This window comes from Luteococcus sp. H91 (genome assembly GCF_038433135.1).
Lineage (GTDB): Bacteria > Actinomycetota > Actinomycetes > Propionibacteriales > Propionibacteriaceae > Luteococcus.
Genome location: NZ_JBCDMV010000030.1, coordinates 10,592 through 33,544 on the forward strand (window position 1 = coordinate 10,592; position 22,953 = coordinate 33,544).

A 22,953-nucleotide genomic window follows, 5' to 3' on the forward strand; every position below is an offset into this window, starting at 1 on the left:
GGAGGCTCGCCGAGTTCGACGCCAGGATCGTCCGGCTGCGGCTGAACCTGGACAACTTCGTCGCTCGGGTAGTCGACGGGCTCTGAGGAGCGCCAGCCCACCTGGCTGTGGCACGCTGGGGGGCATGTCACAAGCCCTGACGCTGCGCTACGAGATCATCGAACGAACCCTGCCCAATGGGCTTCGGGTGGTGGTCAACCCGGATCCGAGTTCACCGGCCGTCGCCGTGAACCTCTGGTACCACGTCGGATCCGCCAATGAGGTGAGTGGGCGCAGCGGCTTTGCGCACCTGTTCGAGCACCTGATGTTCCAGGGCTCGGCCCAGGTCACCAAGGGCGAGCACCTCTCCGAGCTGCAGGCCGTCGGTGCCAACGTGAACGCCACCACCAGCTTTGACCGCACCAACTACTTCGAGACCGTGCCGCCCGGCGCCGTCGAGCTGGCCCTGTGGCTTGAGGCCGACCGGCTGGCCAGTCTGGACGTCAGCCAGGAGAATCTGGACAACCAGCGCGAGGTGGTGAAGGAGGAGAAGCGGCAGCGCTACGACAATGTTCCCTATGGTGACCAGTTGCCGCTGCTGCTCTCGCTGAACTTCCCGCAGCAGCACCCCTACGGCCACACGACGATCGGCTCGATGGAGGACCTGGACGCCGCCAGCCTGGACGACGTGCGGGACTTCTTCGCCAGCTGGTACCGGGCCTCCAATCTGGTGCTCACCCTGGCCGGGGCGATCGACGCCGAACAGGCCCTCTTGCTTGCCGAACGCTACTTAGGTGAGCTCCCCACGCTGCCCGCCCCGGAGCGCAGCACGGCCGATCCGCTACCCCCGCACACCGGGATCCCGCGGGTGGAGGTGGTGCGCGAGGTGCCCCGTGCCGCGCTGCACCTGGGCTGGCGCACTCCCCCGCTGGGCCACGACGACCATCTTGCCGTCGAACAGGCGCTGGCCATCCTGGGCAGCGGGCCCGCCAGCCGGCTGCACAAGCTGATGGTCCGCCAGACCAGCACCGCGGAGGGCGTCGGAGGTTCGCAGTTCGACCTGGCGCAGGGCACCAGCCTGGCACTGGTCTCGGCCCGGGCCCGCGACGGCCACAGCCTGGAGGAGCTGGAGGGTCAGATCGTTGCCGAACTGACCCGACTTGTCGAGGACGGGGTCACCGACGAGGAGGTGGACCGCGCCAATGCCTCCTATGAGCGGGAGTGGCTGGGTGAGCTGGCCCAGATCGACAGCCGCGCCGACCAGCTGGGCGCCTTCGCCACCCTGCAGGGCGACCCGTCGCTGCTGAACGAGCACCTGGCCCGGATGCGGGCCGTCACCCCCGACGACATCCGCCGGGCCGCCCGCAGCTGGCTGAAACCGGAGAACCGCAGTGTGCTGTACTACCTTCCGCAGAACGGCTCCGAGACCACCGAGGACCAGGCATGAACCAGCTCCCCCGCCCCGAAGCCAGCAGCGCCAACAGCTGGCGCTTCCCCACCCCCGACGTCCGCGAACTGGCCAATGGCCTGACCGTGTGGCGTTTCAACCTGCCCGGCCAGCACGTGGTCACGGCGCAGCTGGTGCTGGATGTGCCGCTCACCCTGGAGGTGCCGGAGGTGGAGGGCATCGCCACCATCGCGCTGCGCACCAGCGACGAGGGCACGGTGCAGCACCCGGGTGAGCAGCTGGTCGACGCCCTGGAGTCCGCCGGCGCCGCCTTCGACGGGGGCGCCTCTGCCAGCGCCACCCTGTGCTCGATCGACGTGCCCAACACCCGGCTGGCCACCGCCCTGCCGCTGCTGGCCGAGATCGTGCAGAGCCCGCAGTACGACCCGGCCGACGTGGAACGGCACGTCGCCCTGCGGCTGGCCGAGCTGGAGCAGACCATGGTGAGCGCCCCCTCGCTGGCGGCCTTGGCGGTTCGCCGGGTGGTCTTCGACGACAGTTCCCGCGAGGCCCGCCCGCAGGGTGGCCTGCCCGGCACCGTCGCGGCGATCACCCCGGAGCTGGTGCGCGCCTTCCACGACCGGCACTGGCGCCCGGACGGCGCCACCCTGATCCTGGCCGGGGACCTGGACGATTCGGTCGATGTCCTGGTGGACCAGGCCTTCGGCGGCTGGGGCTCGGTCAGCGGCACCGCGCTGCACGTCATCCCCACCCCGCGGGGCGCCCAGACCGTGCTCGACGGCAAGCGGGTGGTGCATCTGGTGGACCTCCCGGGCGCGGTGCAGACCGAGATCCGGGTGAGCGGGATCGGCGTCGATCGCACCAGCCTGGACTTCGCGCCGTTGCAGGTGGCCGCCAATGCGATGGGCGGCAGCTTCGGCAGCCGGCTCAACACGGTGCTGCGGGAAGAGAAGGGTTACACCTATGGCGTGCACTTCTCCGTCGCCCCGGCCCGGCTGTCGGGTAGCTGGGCGGTCAGCGCCAGCGTGCGCACCGAGGTGACCGTCGACGCCCTGGCCGAGACCCTGCGGATCATGGCCCTGGACGAGGACTTCACCGCCGACGAGGTCAGCGACGCGATCAACCAGCAGCTGGGGATCGCCCCGCTGCGCTACGACACCGCCGGCGCGATCGCCAACCAGGCGGCCACCCTGGCCGCGTCGGGCTGGGAGGCGGACTTCGTGAACCTGCACTTCACCCGGGTCGGACAGGTCACGCCGGGCAGCGCGAGCGTCGCCTACCGCAAGATCGTGCGGCCGGACAATTCTCACGTCGTGCTGGTGGGCGACGCCGAGCAGCTGCGCCCCGCCCTGGAGAGCGCCGGCTACGCGGTGCAGCCGGTCGAGTTACTTCAGGGCGGCCTCGGCGGCTGACATCTTGGCCCGTGCCGCCGCCAGCTGCTTCTGGTAGGTGGCCAGATCGCCCTTCTTCAGCGCGACGTCGGCGGCGTCGAAGGCCTTCGCGGCCTCGTCCAGCAGCTTCAGCGCGGCCGCCTGCCCCTTCGCCGGGGTGGTGGGCGGCGTCGGCTTCTTGCCCGGATTCTTGCCGTCGGTCTTCTCCCCCGTCGAGGCACCCGCGTCGCCCTTGAAGACGCTGTCCAGCGCCTCCTGCAGGGTGGCGCCGATACCGATCTGTTCTCCGAAGCGCACCACCACGAAGCGCAGCACCAGATAGCCACCGCTGGTGGTGCTCTGCTGGGTGTAGACCGGCGTGACGTAGAGCAGACCGCCGCCCACCGGCAGGGTCAGCAGGTTGCCGAAGTGGGCCTGGGCGGAGCCCTGCATCATGAAGGGCCGCAGCTTGTTGGCCACCGTCGTGTCCGAGTTGATCGCATTGAAGGTCTGCCCCGGGCCGGCAACCTGCTTGCGGTCGGAGAGTTTCAGCACCCGCAGCTTGCCGTAGTCGGCGCTTGCGGCGTCGGCATTGACCGCCAGGTAGGCGCCCAGGGTCTCGCGGCCCTTGGGCACCATCACCGAGGTCTGGCTGAAGACGGGCGCCGGATCGCCCGGCCACCGGATCGAGAGGTAGTTCGGGGCCTCCTTCTTGCCCTTCTCAGCGGCCACCGGATCATTCGGCACCTCCCACAGGTCGGACTTCTGGAACCAGGTGTCCGGATTGCTGGAGTGGTAGCGGGTCAGCACCTCGCGTTGCACCTTGAACAGGTCCGACGGGTAGCGCATGTGCTGCAGCAGGCCCGCGGGAATGGAGGCCTTGGCCTTGACCTGGCCCGGGTAGACCTTCTGCCAGGTGCGCAGGATCGGGTCGGACTCGTCCCAGGCGTAGAGGGTGACGTCGCCGTCACCGGCGTCCACCACGGCCTTCACCGAATTGCGCAGGTAGTTCACCGGCCGCGGCTGCTGCAGGGTGGAGGTCTGCGAATCGGCAGTGGCCCCCCGCAGGTCCACCCGGTTGGAGTTCGGGTACTTGTCACTGGTGGTGTAGGCGTCGACGATCCACACCACCCGGCCGTCCACCACCGCCGGGTAGGCGTCGGTGTCGGGCGTCAGCCAAGGGGCCACCTTCTGCACCCTTTCCCGCGGGGTGCGGTCGTAGAGCAGCCGGGAGGCCGAGTTGACCCGTCCGGTGGAGAGCAGCAGGTTCGCGTCGCCGAAGCGCAGCGCATACAGCCCCCGGATCATCGGGTTGCCGATCCCCACGCCTCCCTTGCCGTCATAGGTGTTGCGGGTCTCGTTGACCCCGAGCTTGCCACCACCCGGCGTGTCCAGCTCCACCGGCGCGGCGCCCTCGGGCGCGCCGACCACCGCATAGGTGTTGGTGCGTTCCCCGAAGTAGATCCGGGACTGCGTCTCCTTCAACTCGCCGACGGTGGGGATGTCGCGCGCGATCCACTCCGGCTCACCGTTGCCCTGCCGCCGGTTGCCGTAGGCCGCCACCAGGCCATTGCCGTGGGTGTAGACGGTGTGCAGATTGGTCCAGTTGCGGTCGGGGATCTCGTCGGCATTGATCTCCCGCGCCGCCACCACCGCGTCGGTGGCCTTCCCGTCGATGGTGTAGCGATCCACGTCCAGCACGTCGGGGAAGGAGTAGTAGCCACGCACCTGCTGCAGCTGCTCGAAGGTCTGCCCGATCAACGACGGGTCGATCAGCCGGATGCCGGGCAGCGCCTCGGCGTCGGCCCTCAGCTGGCCGGCCGAGGCGGTGGTGGTGACGTCGTAGTTCTCCGTCATCTCGACGTCGGTCAGGCCGTAGGCGGCGCGGGTGGCGTTGATGTTCTGCTCGATGTAGGCGCGTTCCCGGGCTGGGCCCTTGGGCATCACGTCGAAGCGCTGCACCACCGTCGGGTAGATCCCCTGGATGATGATGGTGCTGATCAGCATCAGCACCACCGCCAGGCTGGGAATCGACCAGCGCCGCAGCTTGGCGTTGACGAAGAAGAGCACCGCGCACAGCAGCGCGATCAGGGCGACGATGTTCTTGGCCATCACCCGCGCATGCAGATCGGTGTAGCCGACGCCGGTGAACAGCCAGTTGTTGCTGACCGCATAGCCGAAGCGATCCAACCAGCTGCTGATCGCGTAGAGCAGCAGCAGCAGGCCAGCCAGGACGGAGAGCTGGGCCTGCGCGGGGCCAGAGAGGCTGGCGGGCCGACGACTGACGATGGTCTGCCCCGTGGGTGTGGTGGTCACCTGGAAGGACTGCAGCGCCCCGGTGGTCAGGTGGGCAACGGCCACCAGCATGGTGCTGGCGCCCAGGATCCAGAAACCCTGCCCCAGCACGAATCGCCACCACGGGTAGTCGAAGACGTAGAAGGCGACGTCCTTGTTGAACCACTTGTCGGTGGTGCCGAAGGGGGTGGCATGCCGCCAGGCCAGGAAGAGGTCGCGCTGGGCGAAGGCCGCGGCGCCGCTCAGCGCGCCGAAACCCACCGCCAGACCGATGATGGCGCCGCGGTGACGGGCGTCGAAGATGGTGCGGGCCTGCCCCACCAGCGGCCCACCCAGCCGGGTGCGGGGCCGCAGCCGGTGCGCCAGGTAGAGGTTGATCCCGACGCTGGCGGCCATCAGGCCGCCGAAGACGGTGAACATCAGGATGCCGGTGACCATCCGGGTGCGGAAGACGTCACCGAAGGTGAGCTGCTTGAACCACAGCCAGTCGGTCCACATCCGGGCGAAACCGATCGTGGTCAACAGCACCACGCCCAGCCCCACGGCGATCCGGGCCAGCGGGCTGGTCTGGGGCACCTGCGGCCGGGCGCGCCCCGACGGATGCCGTGGATGTGGACTGCTCACCATCTCACCTCAGGGTCTCGGCCAGGGCCTGGGACAGGGCAGGCACCAGGTCGTGACCGCCCAACAGTTCGTCGGGTTGGCTGACCAGCCGGGCGACGCCGTGGGTGCTGCCGTCGCGCAGCGCCCCCACCACGACGCGAATGTCCTGGTGTTGCGGGTGGGCGGCGACGAAGCGCTCGGCCTCGGCGGGATCGGCGGGGATCTGGTCTTCCAGCCCGGTGGGCAGGAAGCTGCGCTCCAGGCTCAGGGCGCAGCCGTGCACGCTCGGTGACCACTGGATCCCGGCGAGGGTCTCCAGCAGGCCCTCGCCGTCGCGGAAGTCCTCCTGCTCGATGGAGGTCAGGGCATCGTCGCTGGTGACCTTGAGCTGCTCGGCCAACTGCGGCTCGGCGGCCACCAGATCCGTGGTGTGGACCAGTGCGAAGAGCCGGGCCGGCTGGTCCCAGCCCGACTGCCCGACGTGGTGCTCGATCTCCACCAGGGCGGCGATCAGCGCCTCCGGCGCCGGGTTCTCGTCGGGGGTGGGGGCATCCTCATTCAGCATCGGGGAAGATCCTTCGTCTCGCCGCTCTCGCGGAGCTTGGTCAGGGCGTCGACCGCCTCGTTCATGGTGCCCACCTTGACCATCGTCATCGAGGTGTGCACGCCGCGCACGTCCGCACAGTTCTGGCTGGGGACCAGGAAGACCTGGGCACCGGCCCCTTCGGCGCCGGCCACCTTCTCCTGGATGCCGCCGATCGGCCGCACCTCGCCGTCGGCGCCGATCTGCCCGGTGACGGCCACCTTGCGGCCGCCCAGCAGGTCGCCGGGGGTGATCTTGTCGTAGATCGCCAGGCTGAAGACCAGCCCGGCGCTGGGCCCGACCACCTCGGGGTCGATGCCGTAGTCGACGCTCGGGGTGTAGACATAACCGTCCACCACGCTGATCCCGACCACGGCGACCTTCTTGTCCTGGTTGGAGGAGACGGTGGTGACGGTGACGTCGCTGACCTTGCCGTCGCGCAGCACCGAGAGCACCACCGGATCACCGACGGCGTGCTTCTTCACCAACTTGCCGACGTCGTGGGGGGTCTGGACGTCGGTCTGGTCCACCCGCTCGATCATGTCCCCGGGCTGCAGCTTGTTGAAGGACGGCCCGGCCAAGCCCACCGCCTTGATCATCGGCTTGGCCCGCACCGGCTGTTTGGCCGCCCGCAGCGCCGCGACGACCGCCTCGGACTTGGAGTCGTCCATCATGGCGATCTCTTCGCTCTTGACCTGGTCCACGCTCTTGGTGTGCGGGTAGACCACTTCGCGGGTCAGCACGTCACGCTTCGGCATCCAGTGGGCGAACAGCGCCTCCGGCAGACTGAGCCGGGAGTCGACCCTGGTCACCGAGACCGTTGTCATCCGCAGCTCGCCGGTGGTCGGGTAGGTCTGCAGCCTCTTCACCTGGATGGCGTCCTTGTCGCCGTCGCCCTTGCCCAGCAGGTCAAGGGTGCGCCCGGGGCCCCAGGCGACGAAGGGAACGGGGAGCAGGGCCAGCAGCAGCGCCAGCGTCACGAAGCACAGGGCCGAGACGATCGCGGTCCAGGTCTGACGTGTCACTGCACACCGCCCACGGGAATCATGAGCGCCACCCTACCGGCTGGGTTCAACTTGTGCCGTGCGGTTGAATGGTGCCATGAGTGAGTCCACCGGAGCCCATGGCGACGACCAGCCGAAGGATCCCATGGCGGAGATGCTGCGCCAGTTGGGCATCAATCTGGGGCCGAATGGCCAGATCGACCTGAACCAGCTGATGGCCCGCCTGCAGCAGCAGATGGGAGCCTTGAGTCAGCCCAGCGCGTCCGCGTCAGGCGTGAACTGGGAGCAGACCCGGCATGCGGCCCGGCAGGTGGCCGCCAGTCTGGGGCCCGATCCCAGCATCACCAGCCAGCAGCAGCGGGAGGTGGCCGACGCGGAGCGACTGGCCAACCTGTGGCTGGACGAGGCCTGCGACTTTGGCCAGGTCTCGACGGCGGCGACAGCTTGGAGTCGCGCCGAGTGGATCGAGCAGACCATGCCGGCCTGGGAGCAGGTCACCGAGCCGATCGTCGCCTCGATCGCCCGCGCGATGGGCGAGATGATGGGCGGCCAGGCCCCGCAGCTGCCGCCGGAACTGGGTGCCTTCGGGGCGATGATGCAGCCAATGCTGCGTCAGGCGGCCGGCGCCATGTACTCGATGCAGCTGGCCCAGGCCATCGCCAAGGTCTCCAGCGAGGTGGTCACCGGATCCGAGATCGGCTTCCAGCTGTTGAAGACGCCCCGCGCCACGGTGCTGCCCACCAACATCGCCGCCTTCTCCGAAGGGCTGGAGGTGGGCCCGCAGGATGTGCTGCTCTACCTGATGCTGCGCGAATCCGCTCGTCAGCGGCTCTTCCAGCAGGTGGGCTGGCTGGCGCCGCAGATCCTGGCGCTGGTGGAGCACTATGCGCGGGAGATCAGCATCGACGCGAATGCGCTGGAGAGCGCCATCGACATCGACGACATGGGCCAGCTGACGCCGGAGAAGATGGCCGAGATCTCCGAGAATCTGCAGGGCAAGCTCTTCGAACCGACCCAGTCCGCCGAACAGGTGGAGATCCTGGGCCGGCTGGAGACGCTGCTGGCCCTGGTCGAGGGCTGGGTGGACGAGGTGGTGGCCCAGGCCACGGCCCGCTGGATGCCCAATTCCTCCCAGTTGGCGGAAACCCTGCGTCGGCGTCGCGCCGCGGGTGGCCCCGCGGAGGACGTGCTGAAGTCGCTGGTCGGGCTGGAGCTTCGGCCCCGACGGGTGCGGGATGCCGCCAACCTGTGGGCCGCGCTGAGCGCCGACCGTGGTGTCGGGGGCCGGGACGCAGTCTGGAACCACCCGGATCTGGTGCCCACCGCCGCGGACCTGGACGATCCGCTGGCCTATGTCAGCGGCGAGAGCGCCACGCACAATGCCGTCGAGGACGACCTTGATGCCGAGCTGGCCAAGCTGCTCGACGAGGAGGGCCGCGGCCAGGACTGAACTTCAGTCCACCTCCCCCGCTAGCTGTGGCCCAGCGCCCTGGTCGACGTCACCGTCGGCCCGGGCGCTGGCCCATCCCTCCAGGAAGCCACGGGCCCGTTCGGCGAACGGATAGTGCGCCAGCAGCGCATGGAAACGCTCCGTGTGGTTGTGCTCCACCAGATGCGTGAGCTCGTGCAGCAGCACATAGTCCACCACCCAGTCCGGCATCGTCTGCAGGCGCGACGAGAGCCGGATGACCCCGGTGTCCGTGCTGCAGGAGCCCCAGCGCTGGTTCTGGTTGGTCACCCAGCGGATCTGTCCGGCCCGCACCGGGCGCCCCACCACCGGATCCAGGTGTTCCCGGGCCAGCCTCAGGGCACGCCGGGACAGCGCGTCCTCGGTGGTGGACGTCTGCCGCGCTGCTTCCCGGCCGAGGATGCGCCGGGTGAGGGTCTCGGCCCAGCGCTGCTCCTCCCGCCGGGGCAGGCCAAGCGGCAGCAGCACCACGATCACGTCACCCTCCCGACGGGCGGAGACGGTCTTTCGTCGACGCGCGCTGCGGCGCAGCTCGACGCTCACGCCATCGATCTGGATCCGGTTGTCTGCCACGGCGTCCACTGTGGCAGATGGCACCGACAAATTCGGGCTGACTGGGGTTGACGGGTGCCATGACGGGGCACTAGTTTCTTCCTGAGGCCCTTGGCGGGTCGATCGTTTGCAGGGGAAGGCAGACGATCTAGATCGCCGAGGGCCTCTCCCATTGCCCGGAAAAGCCGCTGATTTGGGACTTTGCGCGGCGCGCCGCGTGTATATCCGCGCGAAGTCCTTGGACAGATGGCTACAGTGAACGGCGAGCCCGGTGGCCGCCTTTCATTTTTGGCTGCCGGCCGGACAACATCAATCAGGAGGAAATCGTGGCCGAAGAGACCTACAGCGGTGAGTTCTACTGCGTCAAGTGCAAGGCCAAGCGTGAGGCCTCGGGCAATGTCGTCGTCAACGACAAGGGAACCCGCATGGCAAAGGCCAAGTGCCCCGAGTGTGGCACCAACCTGAACCGGATCCTCGGCAAGGCCAAGTGATCTGATCAACACGTGCAGGGGGCGGGTCTTCGGACCCGCCCCCTCTTGCATGCCCCGACGACACCAGCCGGCCCGGCCGAGGTGTTGCCCGATTGTTGTCCCGATGTTGTCCGCCCTTCCCCTGTGACGTCCCGGCGGCAAGGCTGGGGGCATGAATCCACGCGTACGGGCCGAGCGGGTGGAGACCAGCCGGGGCGTGCGCTACTGGGTGGACGAGACCTGCTGGGCCGAACTCCCGGAGCTTGACCGCGAGATCGACCGGCGGCTGGCCAGCGCCGACGGCTGGACCACCACCCGCCGCCTGCACCGCGGGTTGGGCACGGAGCTGGGTGGACGACTCGACTCATTGCTGGGGCTCTTCCGGGACAGCGGACTGGTGGTGGACGGAACCGGGACCCGTCCCCTGCGTGGGCTGAGCATCGGCCTGACGGGATCGGGAAGCCTGGCACGAGCCTTGGCGCAGACCCTGCTGCGGGCCGGGGTCCGTCGGCTGGAGTGTCTGGATCCCGGCCGGCCGGATCCCCTGGTCTGGCCCAACTGCGACCACGGCACCGGTGCCGAGGCCCTGGTGCGTTCCCTGCGTCCCCGGCACGACGTCGTGCTGAAGGCGGTGACCCAGGTCTCCGATCTGGCCGACGACGGGGTTGACCTGGTGCTGGTGGCGGGCGCCCAGGTGGAGGCCGACCGCTGGCTCCTAGATGAGCTGGTGCGGCACGACCTCACCCACCTGGTCACCGGCTGCCATCGAGATCTGGCCCGGATCGGCCCGCTGGTGATGCCGGGCCGCTCCCCCTGCGTGCACTGTCTGGACGTGGCCCGCAACCAGCAGGATCCCGTCTGGAGTCAGGTGCTGGCGCAGCTCAGCAGCACGCCCGCCCGGCCCCAGCCCACGTTGACGCAGACCGTGGCCGCGCGGGCGGCACTGGAGGTGGGCTGGTTGGCCCGGGGGCTGGGTGCGGCACAGCGGCTGCACGGGCGGATCGAGCTGCACGACCTGCACTACCCGGAGGTGCGAGAGGTGCGCTTCCAGGCACATCCGGAGTGCGGTTGCACCTGGTCGCCGTGACGAGCCGAGCAGGGGCTCAGGCCGCCTGCGCTTCGTCATCCCGCGGCGCCTCGGCCGCCACCGGGTGCTTGCGCGGCCGGCCACGCGGCCGTTTACGGGCGATCACCCGCCCGCCGTCGAAGAGCTCGCCACCCCAGACACCATGCGGTTCGGCCCGCTCGAGAGCCCCGTCGAGGCACTGCTCGCGGACCGGGCAGGAGCTGCAGACCTGCTTTGCCTGTTCGACGGTGGCCATGTCGTCGGCGAAGAAGAGGTTGGGGTCCGCGTCCGAGCACGCCGCGGGGCTGCTGGGCGCGCTGATCACGACGTCCACGCTCATCATGGTCATGGTCATGTCTGGAAACTCCTGGAGGCCGGTGGGCGGTGGGCCCCGGAACACGAAGAAGGCCGTGACTCCGGGTTTCCCCGATGTCACGGCCTGCCAGCAGCGCTGGCTCAGACCAGGTGGATCGGAGAAGGGATGTCGGGGTGCAGAGAGGTGGCGCCATAGGCGTCGCCAAAGGCAGAGAGCTGCTCTGGGCGCTTGATGCCACAGCCGACGATGTTTGTGATCATCCCGACAGCCCTCCTCTCCTCAGTCACCCCACCCGGCTTCTCCGTGTGAGTTCGTGGTGCCCAATCTACGGCCCGCGCAAAGTTCTGCGCAAGACATTTTTGACTAGGGGTTTTCCTGCGGATCCCGACCGGCGACGATGCTCAGCACATCGGCGCCGTGCCGCTCGATCTTGGTCCGCCCGACCCCGGAGATCTTGAGCAGTTCCTGCTCGTCGGCCGGTTCGGCCTCCGCGATGGCCATCAGGGTGGCATCGGTGAAGATCACGAAGGCGGGCATGCTGTCCGCCTGGGCGGTGGCCAGCCGCCACTGCTTCAGCCGGTCGAACAGACCTTCGTCGTAGTTCGACGGGCAGCCGCTGTGTCGGCCCAGTTTGCGCTCGGCGCCGGTACCGAGTCCCTTGCCGCAGACCCGGCAGGTCTGGGACTGGGCGGAGCGGGTGCCGCGCCGCTTCGGGACGGCTTGTTGGGCCTGCTGGGCCAGGGCCGCGGGGGTCAGCCCGTCCAGGAAGCGCGACGGGCCCCGATTGCCCCGTCCACCGCTGCGCGAGCGGCTCCAGGAGATCCGCAGATGGCGGCGGGCCCGGGTGATGCCGACGTAGAGCAGCCGCTTCTCCTCCGCCAGTTGGTCGTCGGTGGTGGCCAGCAGGAAGGGCAGGGTGCCTTCCTGCATCCCGAACAGACACACCGCATCCCATTCCAGGCCCTTGGAGGCGTGCAGGGTGCCCAGCGTCACGCCCTGGCTGACCGGCGCCTGTTGCAGGCTGGCCCGCTCCCCCAGCGACTCCACCAGTTCGGTCAGCCCGTGCTCGGGATTCTCGACGGCGAGGTCATGCGCCAGCTCCACCAGCGCATTGAGCGATTCCCACTTCTCCCGCACCGATCCGGAGCCCTCGGGCGGCGCGGCAGACCAGCCGACCCCGGCCAGCACATCCTTGAGCAGCGGCAGCCCCGGCCCCTCGGGCTCGGAGCGCACCGCGGCCCGCAGCTGGGCCAGGGCCTGCTTGATCTCCGGCCGCTCGTAGAACTTCTCGCTGCCCCGCACCAGGTAGGGAATGTTGCGTTCGCTGAGGGCGGCCTCCAGCACCGGCGACTGCGCGTTGATCCGGAAGAGCACCGCCATCTCCCGCCAGTCGACGCCCTCCTCGTGTCGGGCGGTCAGCCACAGGGCGATGCTGCGGGCCTCGTCGGCCTCCTCCGGGTGCGATCCGAACTCGACGGCCGGGCCGCTGGGTTGCTGGGCCACCAGGTTAACCCCGGCCAGGGCTCCGGCTGGCTGGGCGTCGCGCCGGCCACGGGGAGCCATCACCTTGTTGGCCAGCTCCACCACCTGCGGGGTGGAGCGGTAGTCGCGGACCAGCCGGACCACCGTCGTGCCGGGGTGCGCGGCGGCGAAACCGGTCAGGAAGTCGGCCCGGGCACCGGCAAAGGCGTGGATCGACTGGTGCGGATCGCCCACCACGCACAGGTCGCGTCGATCCCCCAGCCACAGGTTCAGCACGGTCTGCTGCAGCGGTGAGACGTCCTGGTACTCGTCGACCACGAAGTGCCGGTACTGGCCGCGGATCTGGGCGGCAACCTGTTCATGCTCACTGAGCAGGGCGGCGGTGCACAGCAGGATGTCGTCGAAGTCGATCTGCCCGCGGTTGCGCTTGGCATTCTCGTAGCCGGTGAAGATCTTGGCGACGGTCTCGGGATCCGCCCCGGCCAGGGTGCGGTTGGCAGCCCGGGCGATTGCCGGGTACTCGCCGGCGGTGACATTGGAGACCTTGGCCCAACTGATCTCCCCCAGCAGGTCCCGCAACAGCCCGGTGTCCACCTTCAGCCCGTGCCGGGAGGCGGCCTCGGCCACCAGCGCCATCCTGCGGTCGGTCACCTCCGGCAACTCGACGCCATAGGTGCGGGGCCAGAAGAACTGGATCTGGCGCAGTGCCGCGGAGTGGAAGGTGCGGGCCTGCACCGTGCCGACCCCCAGCTGGTGCAGCCGGCCGCGCATCTCCCCGGCAGCCCGGGTGGTGAAGGTGACGGCGAGCACCCCGCGCGGGTCCAGGGCGCCAGTCAGGGCTCCGTAGGCGATCCGGTGGGTGATGGCGCGGGTCTTGCCGGTGCCTGCGCCCGCGATCACGGCAACGGGCGCGTCAAAGGTGGTGGCCACCTGACGCTGTTCCGGGTCAAGGGCCGCCAGGATCTGTTCGGGATCTCCGGTGGGATGGGGGCTGGGCACGTCGGCCACCTTAGCCGCGCCCTCGGACAGATTCTTTGTCAGTACCGGGCCCTAGTGTGGGAGGCACCATGAACGAGCTCCCGAATCCCCTGACCACTGCGGCGCCGGCTGGCCTGCAGTTGGTGCTGTGCCCGGACTGGGAATCCCTGTCCGTCAATGTCTGCGCCGATCTGGCGGCGCCCCTGGCTGATCCCTTCGCGTCCCGACTGGTGGTGGTGGATGCCCCGGCCACCCGCCGGGCGCTCTCCCAGGCGCTGGCCAGCGGCGATGCGGGGATCAGCGCCGGGGTGGACTTCGTCGGGCTGCGGGCGGTGCGACGCCAGCTGGAGCATGCGCTGCTGGGGCTGGATGCCGGCAGTGATCCGTGGCGGCCGCGAGGTCTTGCCCTGGCGGTGCTCGACGTGATGGACGAGGTGGGCGACCAAGCCTGGTTCACGCCGATCCGCAATCACCTGGGTCAGGCGGAACAGCGCCCCGGACGACGCCTGGCCACCGCTGACCGGATTGCCCGGTTGCTACTGCGCTACTGCCGGACCAGCCCGGGCCTGGTACGCGCCTGGAATGCCGGGCGGGAGGTCGATCCGCTGGGTGCGCCCCTGCCGGCACGGGCCGGCTGGCAGCCCAGGATCTGGCGGTTGGTGGCCGACCGGCTGGAGCTGGCCGATCCGGTGACCCGGCACGACGAGCTGTGCGCCCGGATCGCCAGCCACGACGGCTCCCTGTTGGGCGATGATCTGCTGCGGCTGGTGAATCCCGCTCCGTGCGGACCACTGGAGCGGGAGCTGGTGGCTGCGCTGGCCGAGCAGATGCCGGTGACCCTGTGGCAGTTGGCGCCGGAGGCGGAGTCGCCGCTGGTTTCGCTGTGGGGCAAGACGTCGGCCGTCGGCCTGCGGCGCTGGCAGCAGATCGCCACCCGGGTGCGCCGGGTGGCTCCCAACGCGTCCCCCGCGGTACTGCCTGCCGATGTGCAGGTGCACGCCTCGCACGGGCCCGACCGGCAGGTGGAGGTGCTGCGGGAGGTGCTGTGCACGCTGCTGGCCGATGATCCCACGTTGGAACCGCGGGAGATCGTGGTCGCCTGCACCGATCTGGACCTGTATGCACCATTGGTGCGCGCCGCCTTCTGCCTGGATCCGGAGGTGGTCGGGCCGCATCTGCATCCCGGTCACCAGCTGCGGGTGCAGCTGGCGGACGCGTCGCTCTCCCAACCGAATCAGGTGCTGCAGACGCTGCGCCTGCTGTTGCAGCTCGCCGGGGATCGCGCCACCTCGCAGGATCTGGTGGATCTCTGCGGCAGCGCGCCGGTGGCGGCCCGCTTCGGCCTGGGCGAGGACGAGCTGGAACGCATTGCGCGGCTGGTGGCCCAGGCGGACATCCGCTGGGGGTTGGACGGCCGGCACCGCGCGGAGTTCGGGCTGGGGCAGGTGCGCCAGTCCACCTGGCTGGCGGGTCTGGACCGGGTGTTGACCGGCGTCGCCATGGGGCCGACTCCCCTGCGTTGGTTGGGTACGGCCCTGCCGGTGGAGCAGGTGGATTCCACCGACATTCCGGCGGCCGGCACCTTGGCCGAGATCGTCTCCCGTAGTCGCAAGCTGGTGGCCGACTGGCGGAACCCGGCAAGCATCGGCGACTGGATCGGTCGGCTGCACGAAGCACTGGACCTGCTGGCCGGCGCGGAGGGCGACGATGCCTGGCAGCTGACCCAGGCCCGCGGTGAACTCGCCGACCTCGCCGACCTGACCACCGATCGGGTGGCACTGCTGGGGCTGGGCGACGTCCAGGCGCTCTTCGACCGGCTGCTGCGCACCGGCCGCGGCCGGCCCAATTTCGGCAATGGCTCACTGCTGGTCTGTGGTCTGGACGATCTGGGCGGGGTCTCACACCGGGTGGTGGCAGTGCTGGGGCTGGACGACCAGCGCTTCCCGGCCCGGCCGCCATTGGATGGCGACGATCTGGTGGCCGGCCCAACCACCGATCCGGAGGCCGACCCTCGGGCCATCTCCCGCCAGTTGCTGCTGGATGCCGTCGCCAGCGCCCGGGAGAAACTGGTGGTGGTACACCAGGGCTTCACCCCGCGCACCAATGAGAAGGTTCCCCGGCCCGTCGCGGTGGTGGACCTGGCCGAGGCGGCCACCGCCGCGGGCGTGCTGCGGGAATTCGAGCACAGCCTTCAACCCCAGTCCAGCAAGAACTTCCTGGCCGACGATCGACAGCCGCCCGCCAGCTTCGACGCTGCTGCCCTGGCCGGCGCCCAGGCACGCGAGCTCCTGCTGGGCAAACCGGCCGAGCCCGTCGTCCCGCTGTGGCAGACCACTTTCCCGTCGCCGGGCACCGAGACCGACGGGTTGGACCTGACCGCGCTGCTGAACTTCTACAAGCACCCGGCGCGGGAACTGCTGCGCCGCCAGCTCGGGGTGAGCATGGGTGACTGGGGCGATCAACTGGCCGACGAATTGCCGATCGAACCCAATGGTCTGGAGGAATGGGCCATCGGCGACCGCATGGTGCGGCTCACCCTGGAAGGGCTGGATCCCGGCCAGGTGGGCAATGCGGAACGGCTCCGCGGTCAACTGCCGCCCGGTCAGCTCGGCAGCCGCACGCTGAACAAGATCGGGCCGGTGGTGGGCAAGGTGGTTGCCACCGCGGCCCGGGAGCGCACCGGTGAGCCACAAGACCTGGACTGTGAACTGCCGTTGGCTGGGCAGCTGGGCACGCTGACCGGCCGGGTGCGGGTCCACGACGCAAGCATCGTCAGCCTCGCGTTCTCCCGCACCAATGCCACCCACCTGCTGCAGGCGTGGTTCGAACTGTTGCTGCTGACCGCCAGCCGGCCCGCCCCGACGGTGGGCTGGCGGGCCGTGCACATCGGACGAGATGCCGTCGCCACCCTGACGGCCCCGCCGTCGGACTGGTGCGCCACGACGTTGGCGGAACTGGCCGCCTTGCGCTCCCAGGGGCTGACCCGTCTGGTGCCCCTGCCGGTCAAGGCCGCCGCCACCTTGCAGCGAGCCACCCCGCTGCGCCCCTACCGGGATCACGACCCGGAGCAGCAGGCAGCCCGGGAATTCACGTTCGAGCACGATGCCGACTGGGCACGCTTCCTGCCCCGGGAATTCGACGGTCTGCGCCGGATTCCGGCCGAGCCCGGCGATCCCGGGGTGCCGGGCCCCTCCCGTTTCGAGAACCTGTCCGACTGGTTGTTCACGCCGCTGCGCGAGCACCTGAGCGTGGGGAACCTGCGATGACCAGCACCACCGCCGCCGAGATGACCGCCTTCGACCTGTGCGGCCCGCTGCCCACCGGCACCTGCGTCCTGGAGGCCTCCGCCGGCACCGGCAAGACCTATGCCATCACCGCGCTGGCGGTCCGCTACCTGGCCGAGGGTGCCTTCACCCTGGACCAGATCATGATGGTCACCTTCTCCAGGGCCGCCACGGGGGAACTGCGTCACCGGGTCTACGCCCGGCTGCGCGAGACCCTCGCGGCTCTGGATGCCTGGTTGAGCGACGGCGTGCAGCCCGCGGACGAGGTCGACCGGTACCTGGCCTCGGCGCCCCGAGCCGAGGTGCTCACCCGACGCAACCGGATCCAGTCGGCGCTGGGCGAGATCGACGCGGCCACCATCGCCACCACCCACGAGTTCTGCGCCCGGATGCTGACCGGGCTGGGGCTGCTGGTGGATCACGACCACACCACTCGGTTTGCGGAGAATGTGGACGACCTGGCAGAGCAGGTGGTGCACGACGTCTATCTGGGGCGCGAGGTGAACGGCGCGGATGCCGCACCGGGCAAGCTGGCCACCTTCGCCCGCTTCGCGGAGGTGGGACGGGCGGCCCTGCGGGAGCCCGACGCGGATCTGGTGCCGGTGGAGGCGCGGGGACTGTCCGCGGACCGGGTGGGTTTTGCCGCCGAGGTCCGCCGCCAGTTCGAGCAGCGCAAGCGCCGGGCCGGGGTCTACACCTTCGACGACATGGTGCGGCGACTGCGCGACGCCCTGACCGATCCCGTGACCGGTGAGCTGGCCGCGGAGGCCCTCAGCAGCCGATACCGGTTGGTGCTGATCGACGAATTCCAGGACACCGACCCCACCCAGTGGGAGATCGTCCAGCACGCCTTCGTCGGGCGCAGCATCGTGGTGCTGATCGGCGACCCGAAGCAGGCGATCTATGCCTTCCGCGGCGCGGATGTGAATGCCTATCTGGATGCGGTGCGGCACGCCGAGCAGGTCTTCACCCTGCCCACCAACCACCGCAGCGACGAGCCGATCGTGCGGGGCGTGCTGGAGGTCTTCGGCGGGGTGGCGATGGGTTCGCAACAGATCATCCCCCGGCCGGTCGACGCCGCCCACCGGGGTGCCCGGATCACCGGCCCCGCACCCTGCCCGGCGGTGCAGGTGCGCTGTGTGGCCGGCCCGCCGCGTGGCCAGTTCGGTGCCACCGCCGGCGCCAGGGCCGTCGACGCCGACCTGGTGAACCAGGTGGTCGCGCTGCTCAGCGACGGCTGGAGCATCGAGGGCAAGGCCGTGCGGCCGCAGGACATCGCGGTGCTGGTGCGCTCCAACTGGCGCGGGGAACAGGTCAAGCGCGCGCTGGAGGCCGCCGGGGTGAAGGCGGTCTTCGGCGGCGCGGCGACGGTGATGTCCAGCGAGGCGGCACTGGCCTGGCTGCACCTGCTCAAGGCACTGGTGGAGCCGTCGGCGCAGGCCATGAAGCGGGCCGCCCTGAGTTGCCTGATCGGCTGGAGCGAGACCGAGCTGGCCCGCGCCGTCGCTGACCGGGGCGAGACCGCGGCCGGACGCACCATGGCCGAGCTGGCGGTGCAGATCAAGACCCTGAGCCGCACGCTGGTGGCCCAGGGCGTCTCCGCGGTCTTCGAGGCGCTGTGTGACCAGACCGACCTGTATCGACGGCTGCTCACCCGCCCCGATGGTGAACGGGTGATGACCGACGTGCGGCACATCTCGCAGCTGCTCAACGACGCCGCGGTGCGCCACCAACTGGGGCCACTGGCGTTGGCCGAGTGGCTCTCCGACCGGATCGCCGAGGCACGGCGCACCAAGGACGACGACCGCACCCGACGGCTGGAGACCGACACCTCCTGTGTGCAGATCATGACCATCCACGGCGCGAAGGGGCTGGAATTCCCGATCGTGCTGCTGCCCGAGGCCGCCAACGAGGCGCCCCGGGAACCGCGGCAGGGTGAGCCAAGCGTGCTGCACCTGGACGGGCGACGGGTGCTGGACGTCGGCGTCGACGCCGGCTGGGCACACCGGCAGCGGCAGCGGATGGAACAGGAGCGCGCCGAGAGCCTGCGCACCCTGTACGTGGCGATGACCCGCGCCAAGTCCCGGCTGGTGATGTGGTGGGCCCCCACCAAGGCCAATACCGAGGGTTCGGCGCTGCACCGGTTGCTGCACGGCCCACGGATCCCGGGCGGCACCCCGGACCTGACCCACGAGCTGCCCAGCGACCCGTGCGTCCTGCCCAGCATCGACCCCACCCTGGTGGAACTGGTCCGGGCCGAGCCGCAGCCGCAGCGCACGTGGCAACCCCGTGAGGAACGCAATCCCGGGATGTCCGCCCGCCGGTTCACCCGCGGCATCGACCACAGCTGGCGGCGCACCTCCTATTCCGGGCTCACCAGTGAAGTGCACGGCCAGCGCAGCACCGCGCCGCTGCCGGTGGAGGTGGACGAGGTGGAGGGCGACCTGTTCCCCACCGAGGCACCGGTCGACACGGCCGTCGAGGCCCGGGCCGACGAACCGTCGCCGGTCTCTGCGCTGGCGCCGCTGCCGGGTGGCACCCAGTTCGGCAGTCTGGTGCACGGGGTGCTGGAAGTCACCGACACCACCGCTGCCGACCTGCGCGCGGAGCTGGCCGGGCACGCCGCCCATCTGGCCGCCCGGTTACCGGTGTCCGGGCTGGATCCGGACGCACTGGTGGAGGGGTTGCTGGAGGTTCTCGACACCCCGCTGGGAACGGTTGCCGACGGGCTGCGGCTGCGGAACATCCGGCCCGTGGACCGCTTGGCCGAGCTGGACTTCGAGCTGCCGATGGGCTCCGGCCGTCGCGCCGCCACCCTGCGCGACCTGGCCACGGCCCTGCAGGACGAGGTCCTGACCGGCGGGGACGCCTTCGCCGCCCGCTACGGTGCGCATCTGGCGGCCAGCGGGGTGGCGGACAAGTCGCTCAACGGCTTCCTCACCGGATCGATCGACGCCGTTCTGCGCACCACCGGTGAACACGGCGATCAGCGCTTCTGGGTGGTGGACTACAAGACCAACCGAATCCCGGTGGCCGAGGGGGAAGAGCTCGGCTGCCGGCACTACACACCCGAGCCGATGCGGCTGGCGATGATCGAGGCGCACTACCCGCTGCAGGCGCTGCTCTACTGCGTCGCGTTGCACCGCTTCCTGGCCTGGCGGCTGCCGGGCTATCGGCCCGAGGTGCACCTGGGCGGGGTGGGTTACCTCTTCGTCCGAGGCATGGCGGGTCCGCAGACCCCCGTCGTGGACGGCATGCCATGCGGGGTCTTCACCTGGCTGCCGTCGGCCACCCTGGTGACCCATTGTTCGGACCTGATCGGAGGCGCACGATGAACGCACCCACCCCCCCGGCCACCCCACCCACCGCCAGCGAGGTACTCTCCGCCACGGGGCTGCTGGCGCAATTCAACAAGGCCGGGGTGCTGTCGCCGTCGGACGTACACGTCGCCCAGACGCTGGGCCGGTTGTGCGACGAGACCGACCAGCAGGTGCTGCTGGCCGCGGCCCTGGCCGTGCGGGCGTTGCGGCTGGGCTCGGTCTGCCTGCAGCTCGACGGGGTGCGGGAACGGGTGGTGGCGGACATGCTCGACCCGGCGCTGGACCGGGCCGCGGACCGCGAGACCGACGTCGATGCGCTGCCCTGGCCGGACGTGGAGCCGTGGCTGGCGACGCTGCGCGGCTCCCGGCTGGTGGCGCAGGGTTTCGACGTGCCGATCAATGACCGGCCGCTGCGGCTGGTGGAAGACCTGCTCTACCTGGAGCGCTACTGGGCCGAGGAGACGACGGTTCGCACCCGGCTGGACGAGCGCGCCGCCCGCCCCGCACCCCCGGTGGCCGAGGACGCACTCACCCGGGTGCTGGACGCGCTCTTCGACGGCACCGGCCTGCCCGCCGGGGAACCCGACCACCAGCGGGAGGCCGCCCAGCGCGCCGCCCACAACTGGACCTCGGTGGTGGCCGGCGGGCCGGGCACCGGCAAGACCACCACCGTGGCCAAACTTCTCGCGGTGCTGCAGGCCACGTCCGCGGAGCCCTTGCGGATCGCCCTGGCCGCGCCGTCGGGCAAGGCCGCGGCCCGGCTGGAACAGGCCGTCGCCGAGGCGCTGGCCACGATTCCCCCCGCGGTGTCCACGCCGCAGATCAGCTCCGCCTCCACCCTGCACAAGCTGCTCGACGCCCGCGGCGCAGGCCGGGGCTTCGGCCGCGGGCCGGGCAATCCCCTGCCCTGTCAGGTGGTGGTGGTGGACGAGATGTCGATGGTGGCGCTGCCACTGATGGCCCGGCTGCTGGAGGCCCTGCGGCCCGACACCCGACTGGTGCTGGTGGGTGATCCCAACCAGCTCACCTCGGTGGATGCCGGCGCGGTGCTGGCCGATCTGGTGCGGGCCGCCGGGCTGCCGTCGGCCACCCGGCGTCGCCCGCGAGGCAGTGTCACCGAACTCACCCACACCTGGCGATTCGGGCCCGGCATCGCGGCCCTGGCGGAGGCGATCCGCACCGGCGACGCCGATCTGGCGCTGGACCGGCTCGCCACCGGCGGCGACGTGGAGCTGGTGGACACCAATGCCGGCGGCCTGCAGCTGGACGACCTGCCTACGGTTCGACGACAGGTTCTGGAATCCGGTACCAAGGTGCACGCGGCGGCGGTCGCCGGGAACGTCGTCGAGGCGCTGGCGGAGCTGGATTCCCATCGGGTGCTGTGCGCCCACCGGGAGGGCCGCTGGGGCGTCTCCCGCTGGGGCCGGATGGTGGAGGATGCGCTGCGTTCCCAGATCGACGACTACGGCACCGACGGCGAATGGTATGTCGGACGACCGCTGCTGATCACCCAGAACCTGCGTGACCTGGAACTCTCCAATGGCGATTCCGGGGTGGTGGTGAGCAGCCCGCAGGGTGCCCGGGCCGCCGTCGGCACCAGCCATCAGGCGCGGCTCTTCTCCCCCTTCCTGCTGGACGCGGTGACCAGCCTGCACGCCATGACGGTGCACAAGGCTCAGGGCAGCCAGTTCAAGCGGGTCACGGTGGTGTTGCCGCCGGCCGAGTCCTCGCTGCTCACCCGGGAACTGCTCTACACGGCGGTCACCCGGGCCAGTGAGGGGGTCCGGCTGATCGGCGAGGCCGACGCCGTCCGCAAGGCAATCGAGACCCCCGCGGTGCGGGCCTCGGGGTTGGGCCGCGGCTGGTGACCGGGTGGATCGACGTCAGATCCGCAGCGCGCCCTCCGGCGCCGGGAGCTCCCCGGCCCGCCACGCGCCGATGATCCGGCCGGCGATCGACCCCTGACCCGGCAGGGTCAGGCCATCCTCGATTGCCGCGTCCAGTTCAGTGCGGGAATACCACTGCGCCCAGGCGATCTCCTGCTCGTCGACGCGGATCTCGCCGTGCGCCCGGGCGACGAAACCCAGCATCAGTGAACGCGGGTAGGGCCACGGCTGGCTGGAGAGGAAGCGCGCCTCGGTCACCTGCAGCCCGGCTTCCTCGTAGACCTCCCGGACGACGGCGTGCTCACCGCTCTCCCCCGACTCCAGGAAACCGGCCAGGATCGAGACCCTCCCCTCGGGCCAGGCCGCCTGGTGGCCCAGCAGGATTCGGTCCTCGTCATCCAGCACCGCGACGATCATCGCCGGATCGGTGCGGGGGAAGACCTCACGCTCACAGCCGGTGCAGCGACGTTGGAAGCCGCCACCAGCCATCTCGGTGGCGGCACCGCAGCGTTCGCAGTAGCGGGCGGAGTCATGCCAGGCCAGGACGGCGGTGGCGGCGGTCACCAACTCCAGCTCGGCTCCCTCGAAGGTGGATTCGCGCAGCGTGCGGCCCTGCTCCACGTCGCCGCGGCGGGCGAACCACACCTGCTCCCGCCCCTCGGTGGTGGTGCGGCCCAGCAGCACGTCGCGCTGGTCGTCGTATCCCGGCAGGCCCCCGGCCTCGGCAGTGGGCTGGCCGAAGGGTTCGGTGGAAACCCCGCCGCGCGGGTCCACCACCAGCAGCCGAGCATCCGGTGATTCCCACAGCGCCGCCAGCTCGGCGTGGTGGTGGCGGGTGGGGGCCATCCGGTCGAGTCGCGGCGTCAGGGTCCAGGGTCCAGTCACGCCC

15 protein-coding genes are annotated in these 22,953 nt (G+C 70.2%); 8 read left to right on the plus strand and 7 right to left on the minus strand.

Annotated features, from left to right (window positions below):
* The first annotated feature begins 124 nt into the window (after positions 1-124).
* Both AAEX57_RS14100 and AAEX57_RS14105 read left to right on the plus strand, forming a co-directional pair.
* Complete coding sequence (locus AAEX57_RS14100) at positions 125-1,426, plus strand: M16 family metallopeptidase (RefSeq protein WP_342092985.1); 1,302 nt, start codon at positions 125-127, stop codon at positions 1,424-1,426.
* The gene (locus tag AAEX57_RS14105) at positions 1,423-2,799 is read left to right on the plus strand and encodes a M16 family metallopeptidase (RefSeq protein WP_342092986.1); all 1,377 of its coding nucleotides are present in this window, start codon (positions 1,423-1,425) and stop codon (positions 2,797-2,799) included. Before AAEX57_RS14100 ends, AAEX57_RS14105 begins: the two co-directional genes overlap by 4 nt.
* Here the strand turns inward: AAEX57_RS14105 and AAEX57_RS14110 are convergent.
* Genes AAEX57_RS14110 through AAEX57_RS14120 form a run of 3 tightly spaced genes read right to left on the minus strand, consistent with a single transcriptional unit; the run spans position 2,773 to position 7,263 of the window.
* Positions 2,773-5,676: a UPF0182 family membrane protein gene (locus AAEX57_RS14110; RefSeq protein WP_446721168.1), complete on the minus strand. Its 2,904-nt coding sequence runs from the start codon at positions 5,674-5,676 to the stop codon at positions 2,773-2,775. The two genes, AAEX57_RS14105 and AAEX57_RS14110, sit on opposite strands and share 27 nt — an antisense overlap.
* A 4-nt stretch (positions 5,677-5,680) precedes the next feature.
* Complete coding sequence (locus AAEX57_RS14115; protein ID WP_342092988.1) at positions 5,681-6,220, minus strand: PPA1309 family protein; 540 nt, start codon at positions 6,218-6,220, stop codon at positions 5,681-5,683.
* Entirely contained in the window at positions 6,214-7,263 is a 1,050-nt protein-coding gene (locus AAEX57_RS14120) for a YlbL family protein (protein WP_342092989.1), read from the minus strand. Before AAEX57_RS14120 ends, AAEX57_RS14115 begins: the two co-directional genes overlap by 7 nt.
* Positions 7,264-7,339: 76 nt before the next feature.
* On the opposite strand from AAEX57_RS14120, the gene AAEX57_RS14125 reads away from it, so the two are divergent.
* Positions 7,340-8,692 (plus strand): zinc-dependent metalloprotease, encoded by a 1,353-nt coding sequence (locus AAEX57_RS14125; protein ID WP_342092990.1) that lies wholly within the window; start codon positions 7,340-7,342, stop codon positions 8,690-8,692.
* 3 nt (positions 8,693-8,695) lie between these two features.
* On the opposite strand, the gene AAEX57_RS14130 is transcribed toward AAEX57_RS14125, so the two are convergent.
* Positions 8,696-9,307: a M48 metallopeptidase family protein gene (locus tag AAEX57_RS14130; protein WP_342092991.1), complete on the minus strand. Its 612-nt coding sequence runs from the start codon at positions 9,305-9,307 to the stop codon at positions 8,696-8,698.
* A 281-nt stretch (positions 9,308-9,588) separates the two neighbouring features.
* On the opposite strand from AAEX57_RS14130, the gene AAEX57_RS14135 reads away from it, so the two are divergent.
* Positions 9,589-9,753, plus strand: coding sequence for a DUF5679 domain-containing protein (locus AAEX57_RS14135; protein WP_094765022.1), 165 nt, complete (start codon positions 9,589-9,591; stop codon positions 9,751-9,753).
* Between the two features lie 151 nt (positions 9,754-9,904).
* Positions 9,905-10,819, plus strand: coding sequence for a TOMM precursor leader peptide-binding protein (locus AAEX57_RS14140; protein WP_342092992.1), 915 nt, complete (start codon positions 9,905-9,907; stop codon positions 10,817-10,819).
* Between the two features lie 16 nt (positions 10,820-10,835).
* On the opposite strand, the gene AAEX57_RS14145 is transcribed toward AAEX57_RS14140, so the two are convergent.
* Together AAEX57_RS14145 and AAEX57_RS14150 are read right to left on the minus strand one after the other, a co-directional pair.
* Positions 10,836-11,153, minus strand: coding sequence for a WhiB family transcriptional regulator (locus AAEX57_RS14145; protein WP_446721169.1), 318 nt, complete (start codon positions 11,151-11,153; stop codon positions 10,836-10,838).
* Between the two features lie 324 nt (positions 11,154-11,477).
* A complete protein-coding gene (locus AAEX57_RS14150) occupies positions 11,478-13,604 on the minus strand; it encodes an ATP-dependent DNA helicase UvrD2 (protein ID WP_446721170.1) in 2,127 nt (708 codons plus the stop codon).
* Between the two features lie 59 nt (positions 13,605-13,663).
* Between AAEX57_RS14150 and AAEX57_RS14155 the strand changes: the two genes are divergently transcribed.
* From AAEX57_RS14155 to recD, 3 genes are read left to right on the plus strand one after another with little or no spacing between them, the layout of a single operon-like run.
* Positions 13,664-16,840: an exodeoxyribonuclease V subunit gamma gene (locus tag AAEX57_RS14155; RefSeq protein ID WP_342092994.1), complete on the plus strand. Its 3,177-nt coding sequence runs from the start codon at positions 13,664-13,666 to the stop codon at positions 16,838-16,840.
* Complete coding sequence (locus AAEX57_RS14160) at positions 16,837-20,193, plus strand: UvrD-helicase domain-containing protein (protein WP_342092995.1); 3,357 nt, start codon at positions 16,837-16,839, stop codon at positions 20,191-20,193. Before AAEX57_RS14155 ends, AAEX57_RS14160 begins: the two co-directional genes overlap by 4 nt.
* Entirely contained in the window at positions 20,190-22,046 is a 1,857-nt protein-coding gene (gene recD, locus AAEX57_RS14165) for an exodeoxyribonuclease V subunit alpha (RefSeq protein ID WP_342092996.1), read from the plus strand. Before AAEX57_RS14160 ends, recD begins: the two co-directional genes overlap by 4 nt.
* Before the next feature lie 15 nt (positions 22,047-22,061).
* Here recD and nudC read toward each other — a convergent pair whose 3' ends face one another.
* Positions 22,062-22,949: an NAD(+) diphosphatase gene (gene nudC / locus AAEX57_RS14170; protein WP_342092997.1), complete on the minus strand. Its 888-nt coding sequence runs from the start codon at positions 22,947-22,949 to the stop codon at positions 22,062-22,064.
* Between the last annotated feature and the right edge of the window lie 4 nt (positions 22,950-22,953).

What these genes read in the sequence shown, in the direction of transcription:
- AAEX57_RS14100 (WP_342092985.1), top strand. Translation starts at nt 125, where the DNA reads ATGTCACAAGCCCTGACGCTGCGCTACGAGATCATCGAACGAACCCTG.
- AAEX57_RS14105 (WP_342092986.1), top strand. Translation starts at nt 1,423, where the DNA reads ATGAACCAGCTCCCCCGCCCCGAAGCCAGCAGCGCCAACAGCTGGCGC.
- AAEX57_RS14115 (WP_342092988.1), bottom strand. Translation starts at nt 6,220, where the DNA reads ATGCTGAATGAGGATGCCCCCACCCCCGACGAGAACCCGGCGCCGGAG.
- AAEX57_RS14125 (WP_342092990.1), top strand. Translation starts at nt 7,340, where the DNA reads ATGAGTGAGTCCACCGGAGCCCATGGCGACGACCAGCCGAAGGATCCC.
- AAEX57_RS14140 (WP_342092992.1), top strand. Translation starts at nt 9,905, where the DNA reads ATGAATCCACGCGTACGGGCCGAGCGGGTGGAGACCAGCCGGGGCGTG.
- AAEX57_RS14145 (WP_446721169.1), bottom strand. Translation starts at nt 11,153, where the DNA reads ATGACCATGACCATGATGAGCGTGGACGTCGTGATCAGCGCGCCCAGC.
- AAEX57_RS14155 (WP_342092994.1), top strand. Translation starts at nt 13,664, where the DNA reads ATGAACGAGCTCCCGAATCCCCTGACCACTGCGGCGCCGGCTGGCCTG.
- AAEX57_RS14160 (WP_342092995.1), top strand. Translation starts at nt 16,837, where the DNA reads ATGACCAGCACCACCGCCGCCGAGATGACCGCCTTCGACCTGTGCGGC.
- recD (WP_342092996.1), top strand. Translation starts at nt 20,190, where the DNA reads ATGAACGCACCCACCCCCCCGGCCACCCCACCCACCGCCAGCGAGGTA.